We start from the raw sequence: 16,212 nt of genomic DNA on the forward strand, positions 1-16,212 counted from the left end.
TGATGACTAATGTGAAGTGCGCCTTAACCAAGCAGGGAAAGACCTTTAAAGATTATCGGTATTTAACGATTACGGAAGGAACGCTGGTCTGTATCCTTAATATCATTAAAGGCCGACTATATTCCGATAAAAAGACGATAAATCCAACATACGAGTCGTATCCTACCAAGCAGGAAGCCGTCGATCGCTTGAAGGAATTGGCTTATGAACTCCAAGGTAAAGGATTCATCGAAGAACCGATCGACGTATTATTTCAAATCAAGGAAAAAGAAACATACGTGTTCGATAAGGCGAAATGGCATTATGAAGGCGAGTTTCCGCATGAACTGGATTCCTTTCAAGCCTACGTCCCGACCGGTATGTTCGTGGCCTGGGTGATCAAAAACGACCTGTCCAGCAAGCGAAACCGCAAAAACGATGCATCAGATATTGAGCTTGTCAAACGGGATGAAATGACAGGCGCCCAATTTTATCGAACAAACTGGGATGGCGTGCTGAGCTCGAATGATTTATCGGACGAAGCGGATGCGTTTGCGCGTGAATACCTTAATATCCATAACGATATTTATACTGCTACTGATTTCGCGGAAATTTTGGCATCTGGCTTGCCGACGATCTACCATGTGGAAGATTCGATCGAGAACTATCGCATAATCGAACCGGTCATTTCGGAACGCTACCGTGACTGGAAACGTCGTAATTGTTCAGGAACTCTCTAGAGTGTTGCGTGGCAACGCTTGATTCGATGAAAAAGGAAGGTTTTTTCTTCGATTTGAACGAATCGGGGGTATTGGTTTTTACTGTATCGGATGCTACACATGCACTAGAAGGTGATTGGATTGCTCATTGAATAGAAAAGAACTTGTTCTAGAATTTCAGAATTGGATCGGCAATTGATGGTCCAAACAGCGGGATTTTAGAGAGCGAAGCAAGGTTGCCACGGCTTCTGGAGCCGGGGGCTACTCGACTGTCTGAAGGCGAGATTTGAAGTCGTAATTGGCGGAGCCTGCTTTTGGCCAATAGAACTTGTAATCCTGTTAACAAGCAAGGATCAACGAAAACTAGGAGATCGATTAGCCCAAACTGCTGTATTTTATAGTGGGAAAAAAGTAAGTTTACCGGTTAAAATCTTACTATCTTTTTGTGCATTTCTTATGTTTGTAGGTGTTCTCTTCTCAATGACTATTTTTTTGATTAAAAGTAATAGATCCTACGAAATTTCAGAACGTTTTATTAGAGAAAATCCCCAAGTTCGATCGCAACTTGGAGAAGTAATTTCAATTGGTTTAGTTCCAATGGGTGGCGTTTCCATAAGTAATGGGAGAGGCGAGGCTAATTTTGATATCAAGGTGAAGGGCACAATGAAAAGTGCTACGATCAACATTAGCTTATATAAGGAATCAAACAGTGATTGGAAAATAAAGGAATATAAAATGAAGTAAGGGTACCTGGTAGAACTCTGAAATATTGTATTCTGGCTAAGTAAACGAGAAACGTCTGCTCAATAAACACTGCAAAGGCTGCCGCTATTTCCGGCAGCCTTTACTCACCTCACTGGCAGGTTTGCATGGCGGCGGCTTCAAATAAATATCTGCTTATGGCAGGGAAATCATGGGCAATATCGAAGGTATTCACTTAATATTGGTGTTTTGAGGGGGGATTTTTATTCATTCTGATTTAGACTTTATCATGGATGTCATGGAAAATTTCGAGAAGCCTTGGTTTATATCTGGAGGTTGGGTAGTCGATATTGCCTTGGGTAAATTAACGAGAGAGCATGACGATCTCGACATTTGCATTTACCGCGAGGATGCTAAAGAAGCACTTCGATATTTTGAAAACTGGGAAATTAAAGTCGCGGTACCAGGTGAAGGCCGTCTTGTTGACTATGAACAGTTTAGCGATTTATCACTGCCCAGATATTGTTTACATCTTTTTAGAGAAAAGAATTTTATAGAAATTTTGCTTACTGAACGTGTGGGGGATGAAGTTTTTTTTCGAAAAAATAAGAATATAACTATGGGCACAAATGATTTTGCCCTCAAAGATAGTGCAGGTAGACCCTTTGTAAATCCGGTATGGCAGCTGCTGTTTAAAAGTTTGAACCCGAGAGGAAAAGATAATGAAGATTTCAATAATTATCTCTCGATCATGAATGATAGGCAAAAGCTTTGGCTCGCAAGTGGAATACGTATAATGAAACCTGATTCAGTTTGGTTAGCGAAACTTTCGGTTTGACAATTGCGTTAACGGAAAACAAGAGATGAAAAACCTACACCACAAGGCTGACGCGGGAACAATCGGCAGCTTTGCTATGCTATTGGGCAGAATAAACGCAAGCATGTGCTCAACATATGGTATGGTTCAAAGAGGGGGCGGAAAATGAATGGTGTAATAATCAATTAATATCAGCAACCAAACCCAGACGCTATTGTGAAAATAATAAATCGAGAAGGCACCCATCTATGTGTAGAAAGGGTATAATAAATTGGTTTTATGTAAAATAAAAAACGAAGTTACAAAAGATAAAAGAAAAAGGAGATACAATGACAGAGAAAAAAGCAATGATAGAAACAGGATGGAACTTCGACAATAGTTATGCGAGTCTGCCGAAATTATTTTTTACCAGACTCAACCCAGCCCCTGCACGCTCACCGAGGTTGATCATTCTTAATAGTCCGTTGGCAATATCCCTGGGGCTGAACGTCCAAGCGCTGCAAAGCAATGATGGCGTAGCAATGCTTGCTGGCAACCAGATTCCCGAAGGCGCTTTGCCTCTTGCTCAAGCTTATGCAGGGCATCAATTCGGGCATTTTAACTTGTTAGGGGACGGCCGGGCTCATCTGCTTGGCGAACAGATTACTCCTTTAGGTGAGCGGGTTGATATTCAGCTTAAGGGTTCAGGTAAAACGCCATATTCCCGCAGAGGCGATGGTCGAGCGGCACTTGGACCGATGCTGCGTGAATACATCATCAGCGAAGCCATGCATGCGCTTGGGATTCCTACCACCCGCAGCCTAGCGGTGGTAACAACCGGTGAGTCAGTACTCCGCGAAACCGAGCAACCTGGTGCAATTCTGACCCGCGTGGCTGCCAGTCATCTGCGTGTCGGCACCTTTCAATATGTCTCAAAATGTGGCACTATCCAGGATCTTCGAGCCCTGGCTGATTACACATTGCAAAGACACTTTCCAGAAGTTATTGCTGATGAGAACCGATATCTTTGCCTACTTCAGGAAGTACTCAAGCGTCAGGCCGTGCTAATTGCCAAATGGCAGCTTGTTGGCTTTATTCACGGGGTGATGAATACCGACAACATGGCCCTTAGCGGAGAAACTATTGATTATGGTCCTTGTGCCTTCATGGATGCCTATGATCCAGCAACAGTATTCAGTTCCATTGACATTCATGGCCGCTATGCCTATGGAAATCAGCCACATATTGCCACGTGGAATCTTGCGAGATTTGCTGAAACCCTATTGCCGCTGCTGCATGTCAACGAGGCGCAGGCTATCAAACTGGCTGAGGATGCGATTTCAGACTTCTCCGAGTTGTATCAACGTAATTGGCTCGCGGGAATGAGGGCAAAACTGGGAATCTTTAACGAAGAGCAACAGGATGAATCCCTTATTGAAGTCCTGCTCAGTATGATGCAGACTTATCGTGCGGACTACACCAATACCTTTCGCGCATTAACTTTTGATAAGCCGGAGGATACAGTTCTGTTTGGCACCACGGAATTTGCTCAGTGGCATGAGCTGTGGCAGGCGAGATTAGGCAGGCAGCAGGAGTCAAAAGCCTCCTCGCATCAGTTGATGCGCAGCAGCAATCCCGCGATAATCCCGCGCAACCACCGGGTAGAAGACGCACTAGAAGCCGCGGCTAAAGGAGACTATAGCGTAATGGAGCGGCTTCTTGATGTCCTTTCAAGCCCCTACGCGCACTCGCCTGAACAGGTTGATTACTCTACATTGCCTGCGGTATCAACCTGTCCTTACCGAACCTTTTGCGGTACCTGATATACAGAAAAAATGAACGATAATGGAGGAAGCTCAATGAGTCAACGCTATCGAATTACAAGAGCATTTCAAGAAAAGGATAATTCGGTGAAAACAATATCTTTGGAAGAGTGCAAGCAGTATTTTACGTCTAAACCTGATTTTTCCTATACATCCGTATTTACGGTGACAGCCTCTACCAGTATGTCCATTGAGGGAGATTTTTTCATGTGGAGCTATGGCGATACAAAGATCCCGTTCCGGCATTATGAGGGAGATATTTATGTATCTGGCACCAATGAAGCAGTGATCCCCAAGATGATTGAGGTTGCGGGCGAGTTGGGGGCAGATGTGGTTGAAGGGTAATTTTGTAAATTCTTGTTTGGAAATCGAAGCTGGCAATTACCGATGCACAATATAAATAAAATGAGGCGACACAAATCCATCGACAAGAACTTAGACTCTCAGCCCGTTGCTGTGGGTCCCTTTTTTTGAATTAACGAAAGTGTCTTGCAATTGGAATATTTGGTAAAGTGATAGGAGCATTGAATTTTGATTTTGTTATGGAGGTTAGTGGATAAACAGATTTCAATTTGGTAGGGGGCAAATATGACACAATTAGAGTTCTCATCCATCGCTGGCTCCGAGTCGCCGATACCCTTTCTCGCATCTGGGTCATACCCTGTTCGTCACGGAAATAGGGTTCGTCCGCTCGTGGATAGTGCGCCCACCTTTCGTCGGATTTGTGAGGCCATCGAAGCAGCGCGGCACAGTGTCTGGCTCACAATTACTTTCATGTCACCAGATTTCCAGATGCCGGACAAGCGAGGTACCTTGTTCGATGTACTGGACAGCGCGGTATTGCGAGGTTTAGATGTTAGGGTTATTTTCTGGCGCCCCAATCTTGAGAGTAGTGGGTATGGCCAAGCCTTCCCGGGATACTGGGATAGTTACCCAACTCCCGGGGGATCTCCATTTGATATTTCCTCTGGCGAACGTTCAATCTTTGAACAGTACAAACGAGCGATCGATGCCGCTCGTTCCTCAATCTACATCGAGAATCAGGCTCTTCCGATCCCGGAGATTGCTGTCAGACTGGAGGAGGCCTTGAAGCGTGGCGTGGATGTCGTTCTTCTAGTTCCAGCTGAACCCGAGCAATACGTCTACACTTTCCGTCAACATCCGGACAGAAAAAGCTTCTTTGATCAGTTAGAAACGCTCGGCCAATACAAGAATTTTGCCCTTGTCGGAATAGCAGGATTGAATGGACAGGGGGGGCGCAGTAACATTTACGTACATGCAAAATTAATGATGATCGACGACGTGTGGGCGACAATCGGTTCCTGCAACCTTCATTCGAATTCACTATTTGGTCATACGGAGATGAACGCTACGTTTTGGGATCCGAAAGTGGTGCGTTCGCTCCGCAGTCAACTTTTGGTCGAACACTTGGGCCTAGGCACCCTACAGTTGAATGACCGCGAGGCGTTTAAGCTTTATCGGAACATTGCTCAAGAAAACCAACTCAGAGGAGCGCGCGGTGACTTCAATTGGAAAAGTCTTGCGTTTAGTCTAGACCCAACAACTTATGGCAAATAGCAGGTTCACTCCATTGGGTGAATCCATATTTTTTGATCGTTGCACTCCAACGATATGAATAAGCCGCCATTCATGGAATATTCCATGATAGCAGCTTATATTTTATTGATATAGAATCCTGCACAGAAGCTTTTTGATTTAATTATCGCTCCGAAAGAACGTATGAATTAAATTCGATACAGAGTGATCATACAATGTTTTAGCTGTATAAGCGCTTCCTACGTATTGTGTGTTTATCATACATATAGCGATGGGCAGTGCAATTAACCACCGTGGAGAGCGCATCGCTGGCAACGATGAGGTCAGGGGTTCAGTCCCTATACATCCAATGACACCTTTTTTTGAAAAGGATATTTTATCCTGTGTGTTATAATAGTGGATATAGGACACCGTTGATTATTGAACACTCCCCTCAATTTTAGATGTGGGGTATTTCTTGCAGTTTAAGTCGAGTTCTCAAGATATTCAAGAGTGAGGAGGGAATGTGGTGACGGAACGTATCCCGTGTACAAGGGAAGGCTGTTCAGCAACAATTTTGCCTACCACAGCTGAGAAAACAGGTGGTTATTGTATGCCATGCAAGCAGGAGATGAAGCGCCAAGAGCGACAACTATATATAGATAAGCATCGTAGAGACGTAAATTTGTATGAGGGGATTGCTGATCCTGTGGAAATTCTCAAGATCATGCATACCAATTTAGAATACGATCCTATGATCCGTTACACGCCATATAAACAGAATAAGGAGCAACTTTATATGTCATTGTCTGCGGAGGACGCAGGCAAGATGTTGGACTATGCAGTGAACTTACTTGTTTCGGGTGACGAGGATACGAGCAAGGACATTTTATTGTCGCTAGTTTGTTATAAGAACATATCGCTGTCTGCTTGGATCCCTGAGCTTATCTCCCGCGAACTATATTATCCTGGGATATTATTTAAGGATGCCTCGGAGGAAGTTCGGAATCAGTTGATGGATCAGGTGGAATACGATAATGATAACCGCAATCATCTATTATCGGCTTTGGTCTGGATCGGAGACGAACAAGTCGTACAGCGGTTGCATGAATGGCGGAAATCTTCCCCCGAGTGGGTAGGAAATCTCAATATTTCGCCTGATTTGTACACGTATGAAGCAGGATGGGAACTTACCGAAGAGGGGGAGCGGCACAATTTATTTTATGGATACAGTTATGCTATTGAGAAGGTGGAAAAAGCGGAGGAATCTGTCCACGGAGCTAGCGAATCAGTAATATTGCTGACTGAAAGCTCACATACTTGTCTGTGGTGCGGCGGGAAGTTGACTACACTTTTGGATATAGGAGTGAGCCACCCTTTTTTTGAATTTTTATCCTTGGCTGGAGAACGGCTTAAGGTGGAAACCTGCGTTATCTGCGGTTGCTACGGCACTGTATATATGGATGTGGATTTAAATGGGGAGACGAAGTGGAGTACATATAATAAGAGACCAGACTATTTGCCGGATATCAATCATGACGATTACGATGACCAATATTTATCTGCAAGCAAGTCTTTTCGGATAGCCAGCCAGCCTCGGAGTGTTTACCATGCTGCTGAATGGACGCTAGAGCCAACTGTCTCCCAGGTCGGTGGACATCCGTCTTGGATACAGGACGCAGAGTATCCGGCATGTCCTTGCTGCTCCAAGCGAATGACTTTTATCAGCCAATTAGATTGGGGAGAAATAGAGAAGCATGGTGAGGGCATCTATTATATGTTCCTATGCCCGAATTCCATGATTACAGCTACATTATTCCAGCAATCATAGCCATAGTTGTATGCTCATTATAGGAATCCAGGACAATATGATGGGAGTTTACCTATCCTAAAATTGTGTTTCATGGTTTTTACATAGGCGAAATTATTTCATACATCGAGTTGAGTAATGCAACCAACCACTACGGGAAAGCACCTGCTTATGCGAGAGGTTTAGGGGGGAGTAGTCCCCCTAGGCTCCAAAAAAAGCCGCTAAACACAAAGATTTCTGAGTGTTTAGCGGCTCTTTGGTATGCAAATTTCTAAGCTTTTTATTCCTGTGTTCAAACCGATGGTAAAAATGGGAATTTTTTAATTATCGGTTGTTTCTCGGTTGCTTGTGGACAATACGAGTTTATTTTAATATCTGTGGGTGGGAGATTCCCTCTTGGTTAAAAGTAACAATAAAAATAGAGCCTTATGTTAAAAAATGGTTGAGAAAAACCGATAAAGGGATAGAATCAGAATCTAGTTTTTAAGGAGTGGTCATAATTTCAGTATCAGGAGTGCGGTCAACTGCTTCTTACTACCAAACAGCATTTCGAGCGTAACTCCGAAGAAGACTCTGGCAGGTGCCGAGGGCTAGTAAATGCGGAATCGGTGCAATCAGCTTCTCCGTATGTCTTTGATAGCCACAAACTTCTTGCTGAGCTGATGGGAGCTACATGTGGGAAGCTTGCTTCAGACTCATGGTGGGAAGTAAACCTTGATGATTGAACCAGATATTCCATAGTAAAACAAGTTTATTTACGCGATCAAATTGTTCGAAATACCGAGGGCGAAGATAAGAAATGTTCAGCTAATCGCTGACAAATGGGTCAGTTTGTCACTGAATGTATGAACTGAGAATCACCGTATAGGTTTAAGGAGGAGGACAAAGTGATGGAGGAGCTCTATCAAATGTTTACTCCTGTTTTGAGCAACACAGAATAACTAGTCTGAAGTGGAGGTTTCATATGATTGCTAGAAAATTTGCTCGTAAAGTACTATCGATCGTTCTGATGATATGTTTGATGTTCGCATCAGTCGGAGTTGCATACGGTCAAACGCTTCATTCGGACATTGAAGGACACTGGGCGGAAAACCAATTAAGAAGCTGGATCTCCCAAGGTTTAATTAAGGGATATACAGACGGTTCTCTCAAACCGAACAACGAAATTACGCGTGGGGAGTTCATGGTTTTAGTTAACCGCTTGTTTCAATTCAATAAAACTACTAGTATAGGCTTCACTGATTTAATAGTGTCTGATTGGGAATATATAGAAGTTCAAAAAGCAGTGGAAGCAGGTTACATACAAGGCTATGAAGATCAGACAATTCGCAGTTCCAAACCCCTAAGCCGCCAAGAAGCAGCAGTTGTTGTAGCGCATCTGTTGAATTTGCCTAACGATGAGTGGGCGGCTAATCTATTTAAAGATGCTTCAGCAATGGCATTATGGAGCAAAGGCGCAGTAGGAGCAGCAGCATCCAAAAACATTGTTACAGGGTATGCAGACCCTATTTTCAAGCCAGAAGCAAACATTACTCGCGCAGAGGCCGTTGTGATGCTGGACAACGCGAAAAGCTTAACGTTAGAGAAGCCGCCTGCAAATATAAATAACGGTGGCACACCAACACCAACACCAACACCAACGCCAGCTCCTAGTGGAAACGGGAGCGGGAACGATGGCAATGGCAATGAATCGCCATCACCATCACCATCGTTGCCAACTACTACAGGTGTGAGTGGAACTACATCTATCACTACAGCAGGGACTCTTGCAACTGCGGGTGTCTCGCAAGTTGCAACATTAACGATAACCACGGGTGCAACAGCAACAGGAACGCTTCGTGTGACGTTCACGGATGGAACGACACCTGTGGCTGTAAATGTAACACTAACAGGAACAGAGGCAGCTGCTAGTGTGGCAACGAGAATTGCTGCAGCATTCGGCACTACGATTACGGGATGGAACGTAACTGTTAGCGGTAAGAATGTACTCTTTACAGCCAGTGCTCCAGCAGCAAATAATACAAATGTTACAGCTACAGTTGAAGGTGCCGCGACAGGAGTGGGGACACCAAGTAGTACGATCACTACCCCAGGCGCTGCAATGCCTACAGGTATTGCGCAAGTCGCAACATTAGCGATTTCTAACGGAGCTACAGCAGCAGGATCGATTTATGTAAAATTCACAGATGGAACGACGCCCGTGTCTGTAAATGTATCGATAGCAGGAACAGAAGCTGCTGCTGATGTAGCGACGAAAATTGCTACGGCATTCGGCACATCGATTATCGGCTGGAATGTAACGGCAAGCGGTACGAATGTTCAGTTCACAGCCCAAACACCAGCCGCGAATAATGCAAGTGTTGCAATAAGTGTATTTGAGGCGTCGGGAGTAGGAGCTCCAATCAGTACAATTACTACCCTCGGAAATTTAGGCACAAACACGGCACAGGTTGTAACATTGACACTTCCCGGTTCTGAATCAAGCGGAGGACCGATTGGGGTGAAGTTCACAGATGGGACAACATCTGTGTCTGTAAATGTAACCATGTTGGATTCTCCAGAAACAGGGGCCCAGCTAGCGACAAAAATTGCTGCAGCGTTCGGCACTTCTATCCCAGGCTGGAATGTATCTGCAAGCAGTACAAGCGTACTCTTTACAGCCAATGTTCCAGCAGTGAATAATACGAAGGCTGTAGCAAGGTTATCGGGAATGGCGACAGGAATAGGAATGCCAGATAGTACGATCACTATCCCAGGCGCTGCAATGCCTACAGGTATTGCGCAAGTTGCAACATTAGCGATTTCTAACGGAGCAACAGCAGCAGGATCGATTTATGTAAAATTCACAGATGGAACGACGCCCGTGTCTGTAAATGTATCGATAGCAGGAACAGAAACTGCTGCTGATGTAGCGACGAAGATTGCTGCGGCATTCGGCACGTCGATCGGCTGGAATGTAACGACAAGCGGCACGAATGTTCAGTTCACAGCCCAAACACCAGCGGCGAATAATGCAAGTGTTGCAATAAGTGTATTTGAGGCATCGGGAGTAGGAGCTCCAACTAGTACAATTACTACCCTCGGAAATTTAGGCACAAACACGGCACAGGTTGTAACATTGACACTTCCCGGTTCTGAATCAAGCGGAGGACCGATTGGGGTGAAGTTCACAGATGGGACAACATCTGTGTCTGTAAATGTAACCATGTTGGATTCTCCAGAAACAGGGGCCCAGCTAGCGACAAAAATTGCTGCAGCGTTCGGCACTTCTATTCCGGGCTGGAATGTATCTGCAAGCAGTACAAGCGTACTCTTTACAGCCAATGCTCCAGCAGTGAATAATACGAAGGCTGTAGCAAGGTTATCGGGAATAGCGACAGGAATAGGAATGCCTGATAGTACGATTACTACCCCAGGAGCTACAACAACTACGGGTATAGCGCAAGTTGCAACATTAGCGATAGCTAATGGAGCAACAGTTGCAGGTTCGATTCATGCGAAGTTCACAGACGGAACAACGCCTGTTTCTGTAAATGTATATATAGCAGGAACAGAAACTGCTGCTGATGTAGCGACGAAGATTGCTGCGGCATTCGGCACGTCGATTAGCGGCTGGAATGTAACAGCAAGCGGCACGAATGTTCAGTTCACAGTCCAAGCACCAGTGGTCAATAATGCGAATGTTGCAGCAACGGTAGAGGAAGTGGCAACAGGAGTAGGGACACCGAGTAGTACGATTACCACAGCAGGAACGGTAACAACTGCAGGTGTCGCGCAAGTTGCAACATTAACGATAACTACGGGGGCAACAGCAGCAGGAACGCTTCGTGTGACGTTCACGGATGGAACGACACCTGTGGCTGTAAATGTAACACTAACAGGAACAGAGACAGCTGCTAGTGTAGCAACGAAAATTGCTGCAGCATTCGGCACTACGATTACGGGCTGGAATGTAACTGTAAACGGTACGAATGTACTCTTTACAGTCAGCACTCCAGCTGCAAATAATACGAATGTAAGTGTAATTATTCATAAAGAATAGCGTGTGAAAGTTATGGTTAATTATCCTATAAATTCCATAAGCTTTAGGTGCTTTAATGCCCCATGGTGGGAGTGTGCATCGCTGGCAGCGATGCGGTCAGGAGTTTAGTCCTCACGGACTGTCCCTTGCGGCAGGAGTACGGTGTCTTCTTTACAGATAACGAGTGTTATAAGTATCAGAGAGAAGAATTGTTTATGTCTAGTTTAGTGCCGACTCTTCTAATGGAGTAATTAGTTTTAATTCTAGCGGCGGGGCAATAGAAAAAAATAGCGAACTATCATCTCGTTTATAACCTCTAATACACAGCAAACGTCAAATAGCCCCCATCTTTCAAAAGTTGGGGGCTATTTGACGACGTTTACGGAGGAGTACGGCATTTGAATTTACCGCTAAAAGCCCTCCTCCTCGTGAGTATGATGTCAGCCATTACTTAAAAATTTGCGCATCCCTTAGGGATGCCATAAAGACACATAATCATTCTGAAATTTTTACAAGGTTTTCTGAAGCCCAAGGGTTGTCGTTAATACAAGAACGTTGAAGAAGCAGAAAGGGGGAGGCTACTTAAAATTTTCTACCACGAAATGGAACTTAACTCAGTTGTGAGGCTCAGCTCTACCGGAAATTGCTGTGTGACTTGTCAACTGGAAGGGACCCTCCTTTAGGTGCTAGGATCTGACAACAAGGAGCTGACAATCAAAGACAACGTTTGCCTATATACTGCATGAGCCGATTGTACATCTCCCAAATGTCCACCCATGTAAAGATGAATGACGCCGTGAAGTGAGGCCCAGAATATACGTACAACGGATTCCGTATCATACTGGGCGGAAATCAGTCCTTGCTCTTGCGCATGGCTGATCACAGTTAATAATTGCCGCATGGCTGTTACAGTGCCATGCATGCTTTCCTCGTCCGGTTTGAAATTTGCGAAGGCTCCTCCAAACATCAGCTTATAATAGCTGGAGTAACGCTGCCCGAATTGCCAAAAAGTTTCGCCTATACTCAGCAAATGTTGTGCCGGATTAGCAGTCTGCGGTGTCCCCTCGAGCTCGTTAGCCAGAAGCTTACAACCGTCCTGATACAAATGCTGAGCCAAGCCCTCTTTATTAACAAACAAACTATAAATGATTTTTGTCGAGCAACCCATTTTCTGCGATACTTTACGCACCGTAACAGCTTCCGGGCCCTCTTCTTGCAAGAGTCTTGCCGCAGCATCAACTACGAGCTTCCGGAGATTTTCAGTATTTTGCAAGCGAGCTTCTTGGTAGGTTTTCAACATTCGTGTGCTCACATTAGAGGGTATATCTTGGTCGGTCATAATTATCACCTTCGGTTATCATGTTTTCGTCAGGAAACATAGTTTCCTACTCCATACCGGGAATTTTATATAGTTGTTGGGCAGTTGTCAATGTGAGGTTAAATGTTCAAAGATTATATTGACTTTCTAAAAAAGGGGGATTACAATGAGTCATATCGGAAACAGTGTTACCAAAATAATACGATGATTCTTAATTCTTTGGGTTTAGGGGGTTGCTTCCGAGTATTTGGTAACATTGTTACTAAACTATAACATAGTATTCTAAGAGGAGTGGCGTTATGAAAATTCAAGGAAAGTGGTCGCTTGTCACGGGGGCTTCCTCCGGTATCGGAGAGCAATTCGCGAGACAATTGGCCAAACAAGGCAGCCATTTGGTACTCGTGGCCCGATCAGAGAGCAAGCTTGAGAGCCTGGCATCAGAGCTTAGAAAGATGTATGGCATCAAAACCGAGGTAATCTCTATGGATCTTGCAAAAGAGGGCGCACCCAGCGAGTTATATCAGAAATGTCGACTTTTGAAAGTGGATATCGAAATGCTGATCAACAATGCAGGCTTTGCTACACATGGTTTATTTGAACAAGTGTCAGGTGAGCGTCAACATGAAGAAGTGATGCTCAATGTCGCCGCTGTTGTAGATATGACCCACTTGTTCTTGCCGGACATGTTGCACAGAAGCTCAGGTGTAGTTATCAATGTTGCTTCAACCGCGGGATTTCAACCACTTCCCTATATGGCGGTATACGGGGCAACGAAAGCTTTCGTCCTGTCATTTACTCAAGCGTTATGGTTTGAAAACCGCGACCGCGGCATCAAATTCTTCGCACTTTGTCCCGGTTCGACGGACACCAGTTTCTTTAATGTCGTAGGAGCGGAAGAAGCCTCCGTCGGAAAGAAAGACACACCAGAAAGAGTCGTAGAGGTTGCACTTCGCGCGTTGAAGGAAGGGAAAGTGTATGTTGTTCCGGGTGTGCAGAATTATCTCGGGGCGCAGTTATCGCGATTCATTACACGAAAGCAAAGTCTTCGGCTTGTTGGAAGCATGATTCGTCCACGTGAAGGATATAGCAGCAATAATAAGAATCCGGGTAATCAATCTGATCTTGCAAGGAGGACTATTAAATGAAAGCTATACAACTGAAAAATGGCTTCGGCTTTGAGGAATTAACCTTGACGGAACTCGACAAACCAACGCCAGGACCTAGAGAGGTGCTGATCCGCATGAAGGCAGCTTCTCTCAATTACCGGGATCTAGTGATCCTCAGCGGACTAATGCCGATTGAAATCAAATTTCCCTTCATTCCATTATCAGACGGAGCGGGAGAAATTGTAGCCGTTGGCCAAGGAGTAACAAGGTTTCAGGTCGGACACCGAGTAGCGGGTAATTTGCAACAGCGATTCATTGCCGGCAGTCCCAAAGCAGATGTGTTAAGAGACAGCTTGGGAGGTCCGTTGAACGGAGTAGCGGCCGAGTATGTCGTTCTTCATGAAGACGGAATCGTCCATATTCCCGATCACCTCACTTGGGAGGAGGCCGCTACCTTGCCGATCGCGGCATTAACCGCATGGAGCATGCTAATCGAATACGGTGGTTTGCAAGCGGGTGATACCGTGCTGCTGCAAGGAACAGGCGGTGTTTCGATCTTCGGGCTTCAATTCTCTCTTATGGCCGGAGCACGAGCGATCATCACATCGAGCAGCAACGACAAGCTGGAACGAGCAAAAGCTCTCGGTGCATGGCAAACGATTAACTATTCGGAGGTTCCCGATTGGGATAAGACAGTATTAGAGTTGACTGGCGGCGTCGATCATGTACTGGATGTTGGAGGAGCGGCAACGATGGTCAAATCCATAAATGCGCTTCGCATTGGAGGGACCTTGAGTATGGTCGGGTTCTTATCGGGCTTGACCATTCCGGAATATGATGTCACAGGCATCTTGCAGAAAGCCGCTACTGTTCGCGGCAGTCAAGTCGGCAACCGGGATCACTTTGAAAAGATGAATCGAGCGATTGCCCATCATCGTTTACATCCCGTCATCGACCATGTATTCCCTCTGGAGCGAATTGGAGAAGCATTCGCGCTCTTGGCTGAAGGAAAGCAATATTTCGGTAAAATCATCGTCCAAATTTAAATCTCACTTAAAAGACATAGGAGGCACTCAAATGCCAGATACACAAGTTCGCTCCGTTAAATCTACTGAAGGCGTAAATCGCCCTAAACGTTCATCAGGAAAAGTGCGCAGGTGGGGGCTATCGCTGCTTGCGGTGCTCCTTGTTGGAGTCATCATTTTCCTTCTTGTTCCTTCACCTATCGAACCAGTAAAATGGTTGGCGCCAACGGCCCCCTCTTTTCAGGAAGCGGGCCCTTGGAAACAGAACAACAAACTCAGCTCAGCTCAACTTATTACCGATGCCCCTAAATCCCCGGAATTCATTACATTTGATAAGGAGGGCCAGCTATATACAGGAGATTCGGACGGTAAAATTTATAAGGTTCCTTTCGATGCAGAGGGCAATCCGCAAAAGGCCCAAGTGTTTGCAGACACCAAAGGAACGCCAAATGGACTTAAATTCGATGCAAATGGCGATTTGATCGTTACTGATATCATGAAGGGATTGCTGTCTATAAAACCATCCGGGAGTATAGAGGTATTGGCCAATCAAGTGGACGGCAAGCCGATCTATTTGGCTAACGAGCTTGATATTGCCCGGGACGGCTCCATTTATTTCTCTGACACCTCGAACTATGGTCGCGTGACTTTCAAAGAAATGGCCGAGAACAAGCCGCATGGACGTTTGCTGAAGTATGATCCAATGACCAAACAGACGACAGTCCTGTTTGAAGGTCTCTATTTTGCGAACGGGGTTGCCTTGTCTGCGGATGAAGATTTCGTACTTGTGGCAGAATCGTATCATTATCAGTTGACCAGATACTGGCTCAAGGGTCCAAAGAAGGGGACATCTGATATTTTCGTTGACAATCTCGCAGGCTTTCCAGACAACATTACGCGTGATGAGCAAGGTCATTTCTGGGTCGGGATCTTCACGAGTCGCATTTCTTTTGTAGATCAGATGCACCGCAACCCGTGGTTGGCAGGTACCATGGCCAAAATCCCAGAGTCACTGCTTAGCGGCGCAAGCGCACCGGCGAAGCATGGGCTTGCTGTGGAGCTCAGCCCGCAGGGGGAGCTTATTGAAAGCTGGCACGATCCGGAAGGCTCACTGTATGGCGTAACTACGGCTGTAAACCATAACGGATATCTCTATATAGGAACAGCGCCAGGAGGCAGCGAAGGTGTTCGTCGTCTGCGTGTAACAAAATAATGCTGGAATCTGAAAGGGTTAAATCGGCGTCGCCATACCATAATAAAACATCGCAACCGTAAAGGTTGCTTTTTTTTATTTGGTGGAAGATATAGGAGGCTAACCCCCTAGTCCGCGTGGAGGGGCAATAAAATAAGCACACAGTGATTAGCTTTTATGCTAAC

General features: G+C 45.3%; 12 protein-coding genes. 11 read left to right on the top strand and 1 reads right to left on the bottom strand.

Annotation, left to right across the window (positions count from 1 at the left end; genetic code table 11):
• Positions 1-2: 2 nt before the first annotated feature.
• The 8 genes from GK047_RS24155 to GK047_RS24190 all read left to right on the top strand — a co-directional run bounded on the left by GK047_RS24155 (position 3) and on the right by GK047_RS24190 (position 11,407).
• Positions 3-719, top strand: coding sequence for a DUF7832 domain-containing protein (locus tag GK047_RS24155; RefSeq protein ID WP_163952576.1), 717 nt, complete (start codon positions 3-5; stop codon positions 717-719).
• 435 nt (positions 720-1,154) lie between these two features.
• Entirely contained in the window at positions 1,155-1,442 is a 288-nt protein-coding gene (locus tag GK047_RS24160) for a cytochrome c oxidase assembly factor Coa1 family protein (RefSeq protein ID WP_275901707.1), read from the top strand.
• A 247-nt stretch (positions 1,443-1,689) separates the two neighbouring features.
• The gene (locus tag GK047_RS24165) at positions 1,690-2,238 is read left to right on the top strand and encodes a nucleotidyltransferase domain-containing protein (protein ID WP_163952579.1); all 549 of its coding nucleotides are present in this window, start codon (positions 1,690-1,692) and stop codon (positions 2,236-2,238) included.
• 308 nt (positions 2,239-2,546) lie between these two features.
• On the top strand, positions 2,547-4,019 hold the full coding sequence (locus GK047_RS24170; protein ID WP_163952581.1) for a protein adenylyltransferase SelO: 1,473 nt from the start codon (positions 2,547-2,549) through the stop codon (positions 4,017-4,019).
• A gap of 36 nt (positions 4,020-4,055) precedes the next feature.
• On the top strand, positions 4,056-4,364 hold the full coding sequence (locus tag GK047_RS24175; RefSeq protein ID WP_163952583.1) for a hypothetical protein: 309 nt from the start codon (positions 4,056-4,058) through the stop codon (positions 4,362-4,364).
• A 243-nt stretch (positions 4,365-4,607) separates the two neighbouring features.
• Positions 4,608-5,597, top strand: a complete 990-nt coding sequence (locus tag GK047_RS24180) for a phospholipase D-like domain-containing protein (RefSeq protein ID WP_163952585.1) — start codon at positions 4,608-4,610, stop codon at positions 5,595-5,597.
• A 487-nt stretch (positions 5,598-6,084) separates the two neighbouring features.
• Entirely contained in the window at positions 6,085-7,386 is a 1,302-nt protein-coding gene (locus GK047_RS24185) for a DUF1963 domain-containing protein (protein ID WP_163952587.1), read from the top strand.
• A gap of 943 nt (positions 7,387-8,329) precedes the next feature.
• Positions 8,330-11,407: an S-layer homology domain-containing protein gene (locus tag GK047_RS24190; protein WP_163952589.1), complete on the top strand. Its 3,078-nt coding sequence runs from the start codon at positions 8,330-8,332 to the stop codon at positions 11,405-11,407.
• 658 nt (positions 11,408-12,065) lie between these two features.
• Here the strand turns inward: GK047_RS24190 and GK047_RS24195 are convergent.
• Complete coding sequence (locus GK047_RS24195; RefSeq protein WP_163952590.1) at positions 12,066-12,725, bottom strand: TetR/AcrR family transcriptional regulator; 660 nt, start codon at positions 12,723-12,725, stop codon at positions 12,066-12,068.
• Positions 12,726-13,003: 278 nt separating this feature from the next.
• Here GK047_RS24195 and GK047_RS24200 point away from each other — a divergent pair, with 278 nt between their 5' ends.
• The 3 genes from GK047_RS24200 to GK047_RS24210 are packed head-to-tail and all read left to right on the top strand — an operon-like array spanning position 13,004 to position 16,048.
• Positions 13,004-13,849, top strand: coding sequence for an SDR family NAD(P)-dependent oxidoreductase (locus GK047_RS24200; protein ID WP_163952592.1), 846 nt, complete (start codon positions 13,004-13,006; stop codon positions 13,847-13,849).
• Positions 13,846-14,856 carry a zinc-dependent alcohol dehydrogenase family protein gene (locus GK047_RS24205; RefSeq protein ID WP_163952594.1) on the top strand — a complete coding sequence of 337 codons (1,011 nt, stop codon included), beginning with the start codon at positions 13,846-13,848 and terminating at the stop codon, positions 14,854-14,856. Before GK047_RS24200 ends, GK047_RS24205 begins: the two co-directional genes overlap by 4 nt.
• 31 nt (positions 14,857-14,887) lie before the next feature.
• Positions 14,888-16,048 (top strand): SMP-30/gluconolactonase/LRE family protein, encoded by a 1,161-nt coding sequence (locus GK047_RS24210; RefSeq protein WP_163952596.1) that lies wholly within the window; start codon positions 14,888-14,890, stop codon positions 16,046-16,048.
• Positions 16,049-16,212 lie beyond the last annotated feature (164 nt).

Origin of the sequence: Paenibacillus sp. SYP-B3998 (assembly GCF_010820665.1) — a bacterium.
In the GTDB taxonomy this organism is placed as follows: domain Bacteria; phylum Bacillota; class Bacilli; order Paenibacillales; family NBRC-103111; genus Paenibacillus_E.

Bases quoted from the DNA above. Each gene is read 5' to 3' on its own strand.
- GK047_RS24155 (WP_163952576.1), top strand. From the start codon at position 3: ATGACTAATGTGAAGTGCGCCTTAACCAAGCAGGGAAAGACCTTTAAA.
- GK047_RS24160 (WP_275901707.1), top strand. From the start codon at position 1,155: ATGTTTGTAGGTGTTCTCTTCTCAATGACTATTTTTTTGATTAAAAGT.
- GK047_RS24165 (WP_163952579.1), top strand. From the start codon at position 1,690: ATGGATGTCATGGAAAATTTCGAGAAGCCTTGGTTTATATCTGGAGGT.
- GK047_RS24170 (WP_163952581.1), top strand. From the start codon at position 2,547: ATGACAGAGAAAAAAGCAATGATAGAAACAGGATGGAACTTCGACAAT.
- GK047_RS24175 (WP_163952583.1), top strand. From the start codon at position 4,056: ATGAGTCAACGCTATCGAATTACAAGAGCATTTCAAGAAAAGGATAAT.
- GK047_RS24180 (WP_163952585.1), top strand. From the start codon at position 4,608: ATGACACAATTAGAGTTCTCATCCATCGCTGGCTCCGAGTCGCCGATA.
- GK047_RS24190 (WP_163952589.1), top strand. From the start codon at position 8,330: ATGATTGCTAGAAAATTTGCTCGTAAAGTACTATCGATCGTTCTGATG.
- GK047_RS24195 (WP_163952590.1), bottom strand. From the start codon at position 12,725: ATGACCGACCAAGATATACCCTCTAATGTGAGCACACGAATGTTGAAA.
- GK047_RS24200 (WP_163952592.1), top strand. From the start codon at position 13,004: ATGAAAATTCAAGGAAAGTGGTCGCTTGTCACGGGGGCTTCCTCCGGT.
- GK047_RS24205 (WP_163952594.1), top strand. From the start codon at position 13,846: ATGAAAGCTATACAACTGAAAAATGGCTTCGGCTTTGAGGAATTAACC.
- GK047_RS24210 (WP_163952596.1), top strand. From the start codon at position 14,888: ATGCCAGATACACAAGTTCGCTCCGTTAAATCTACTGAAGGCGTAAAT.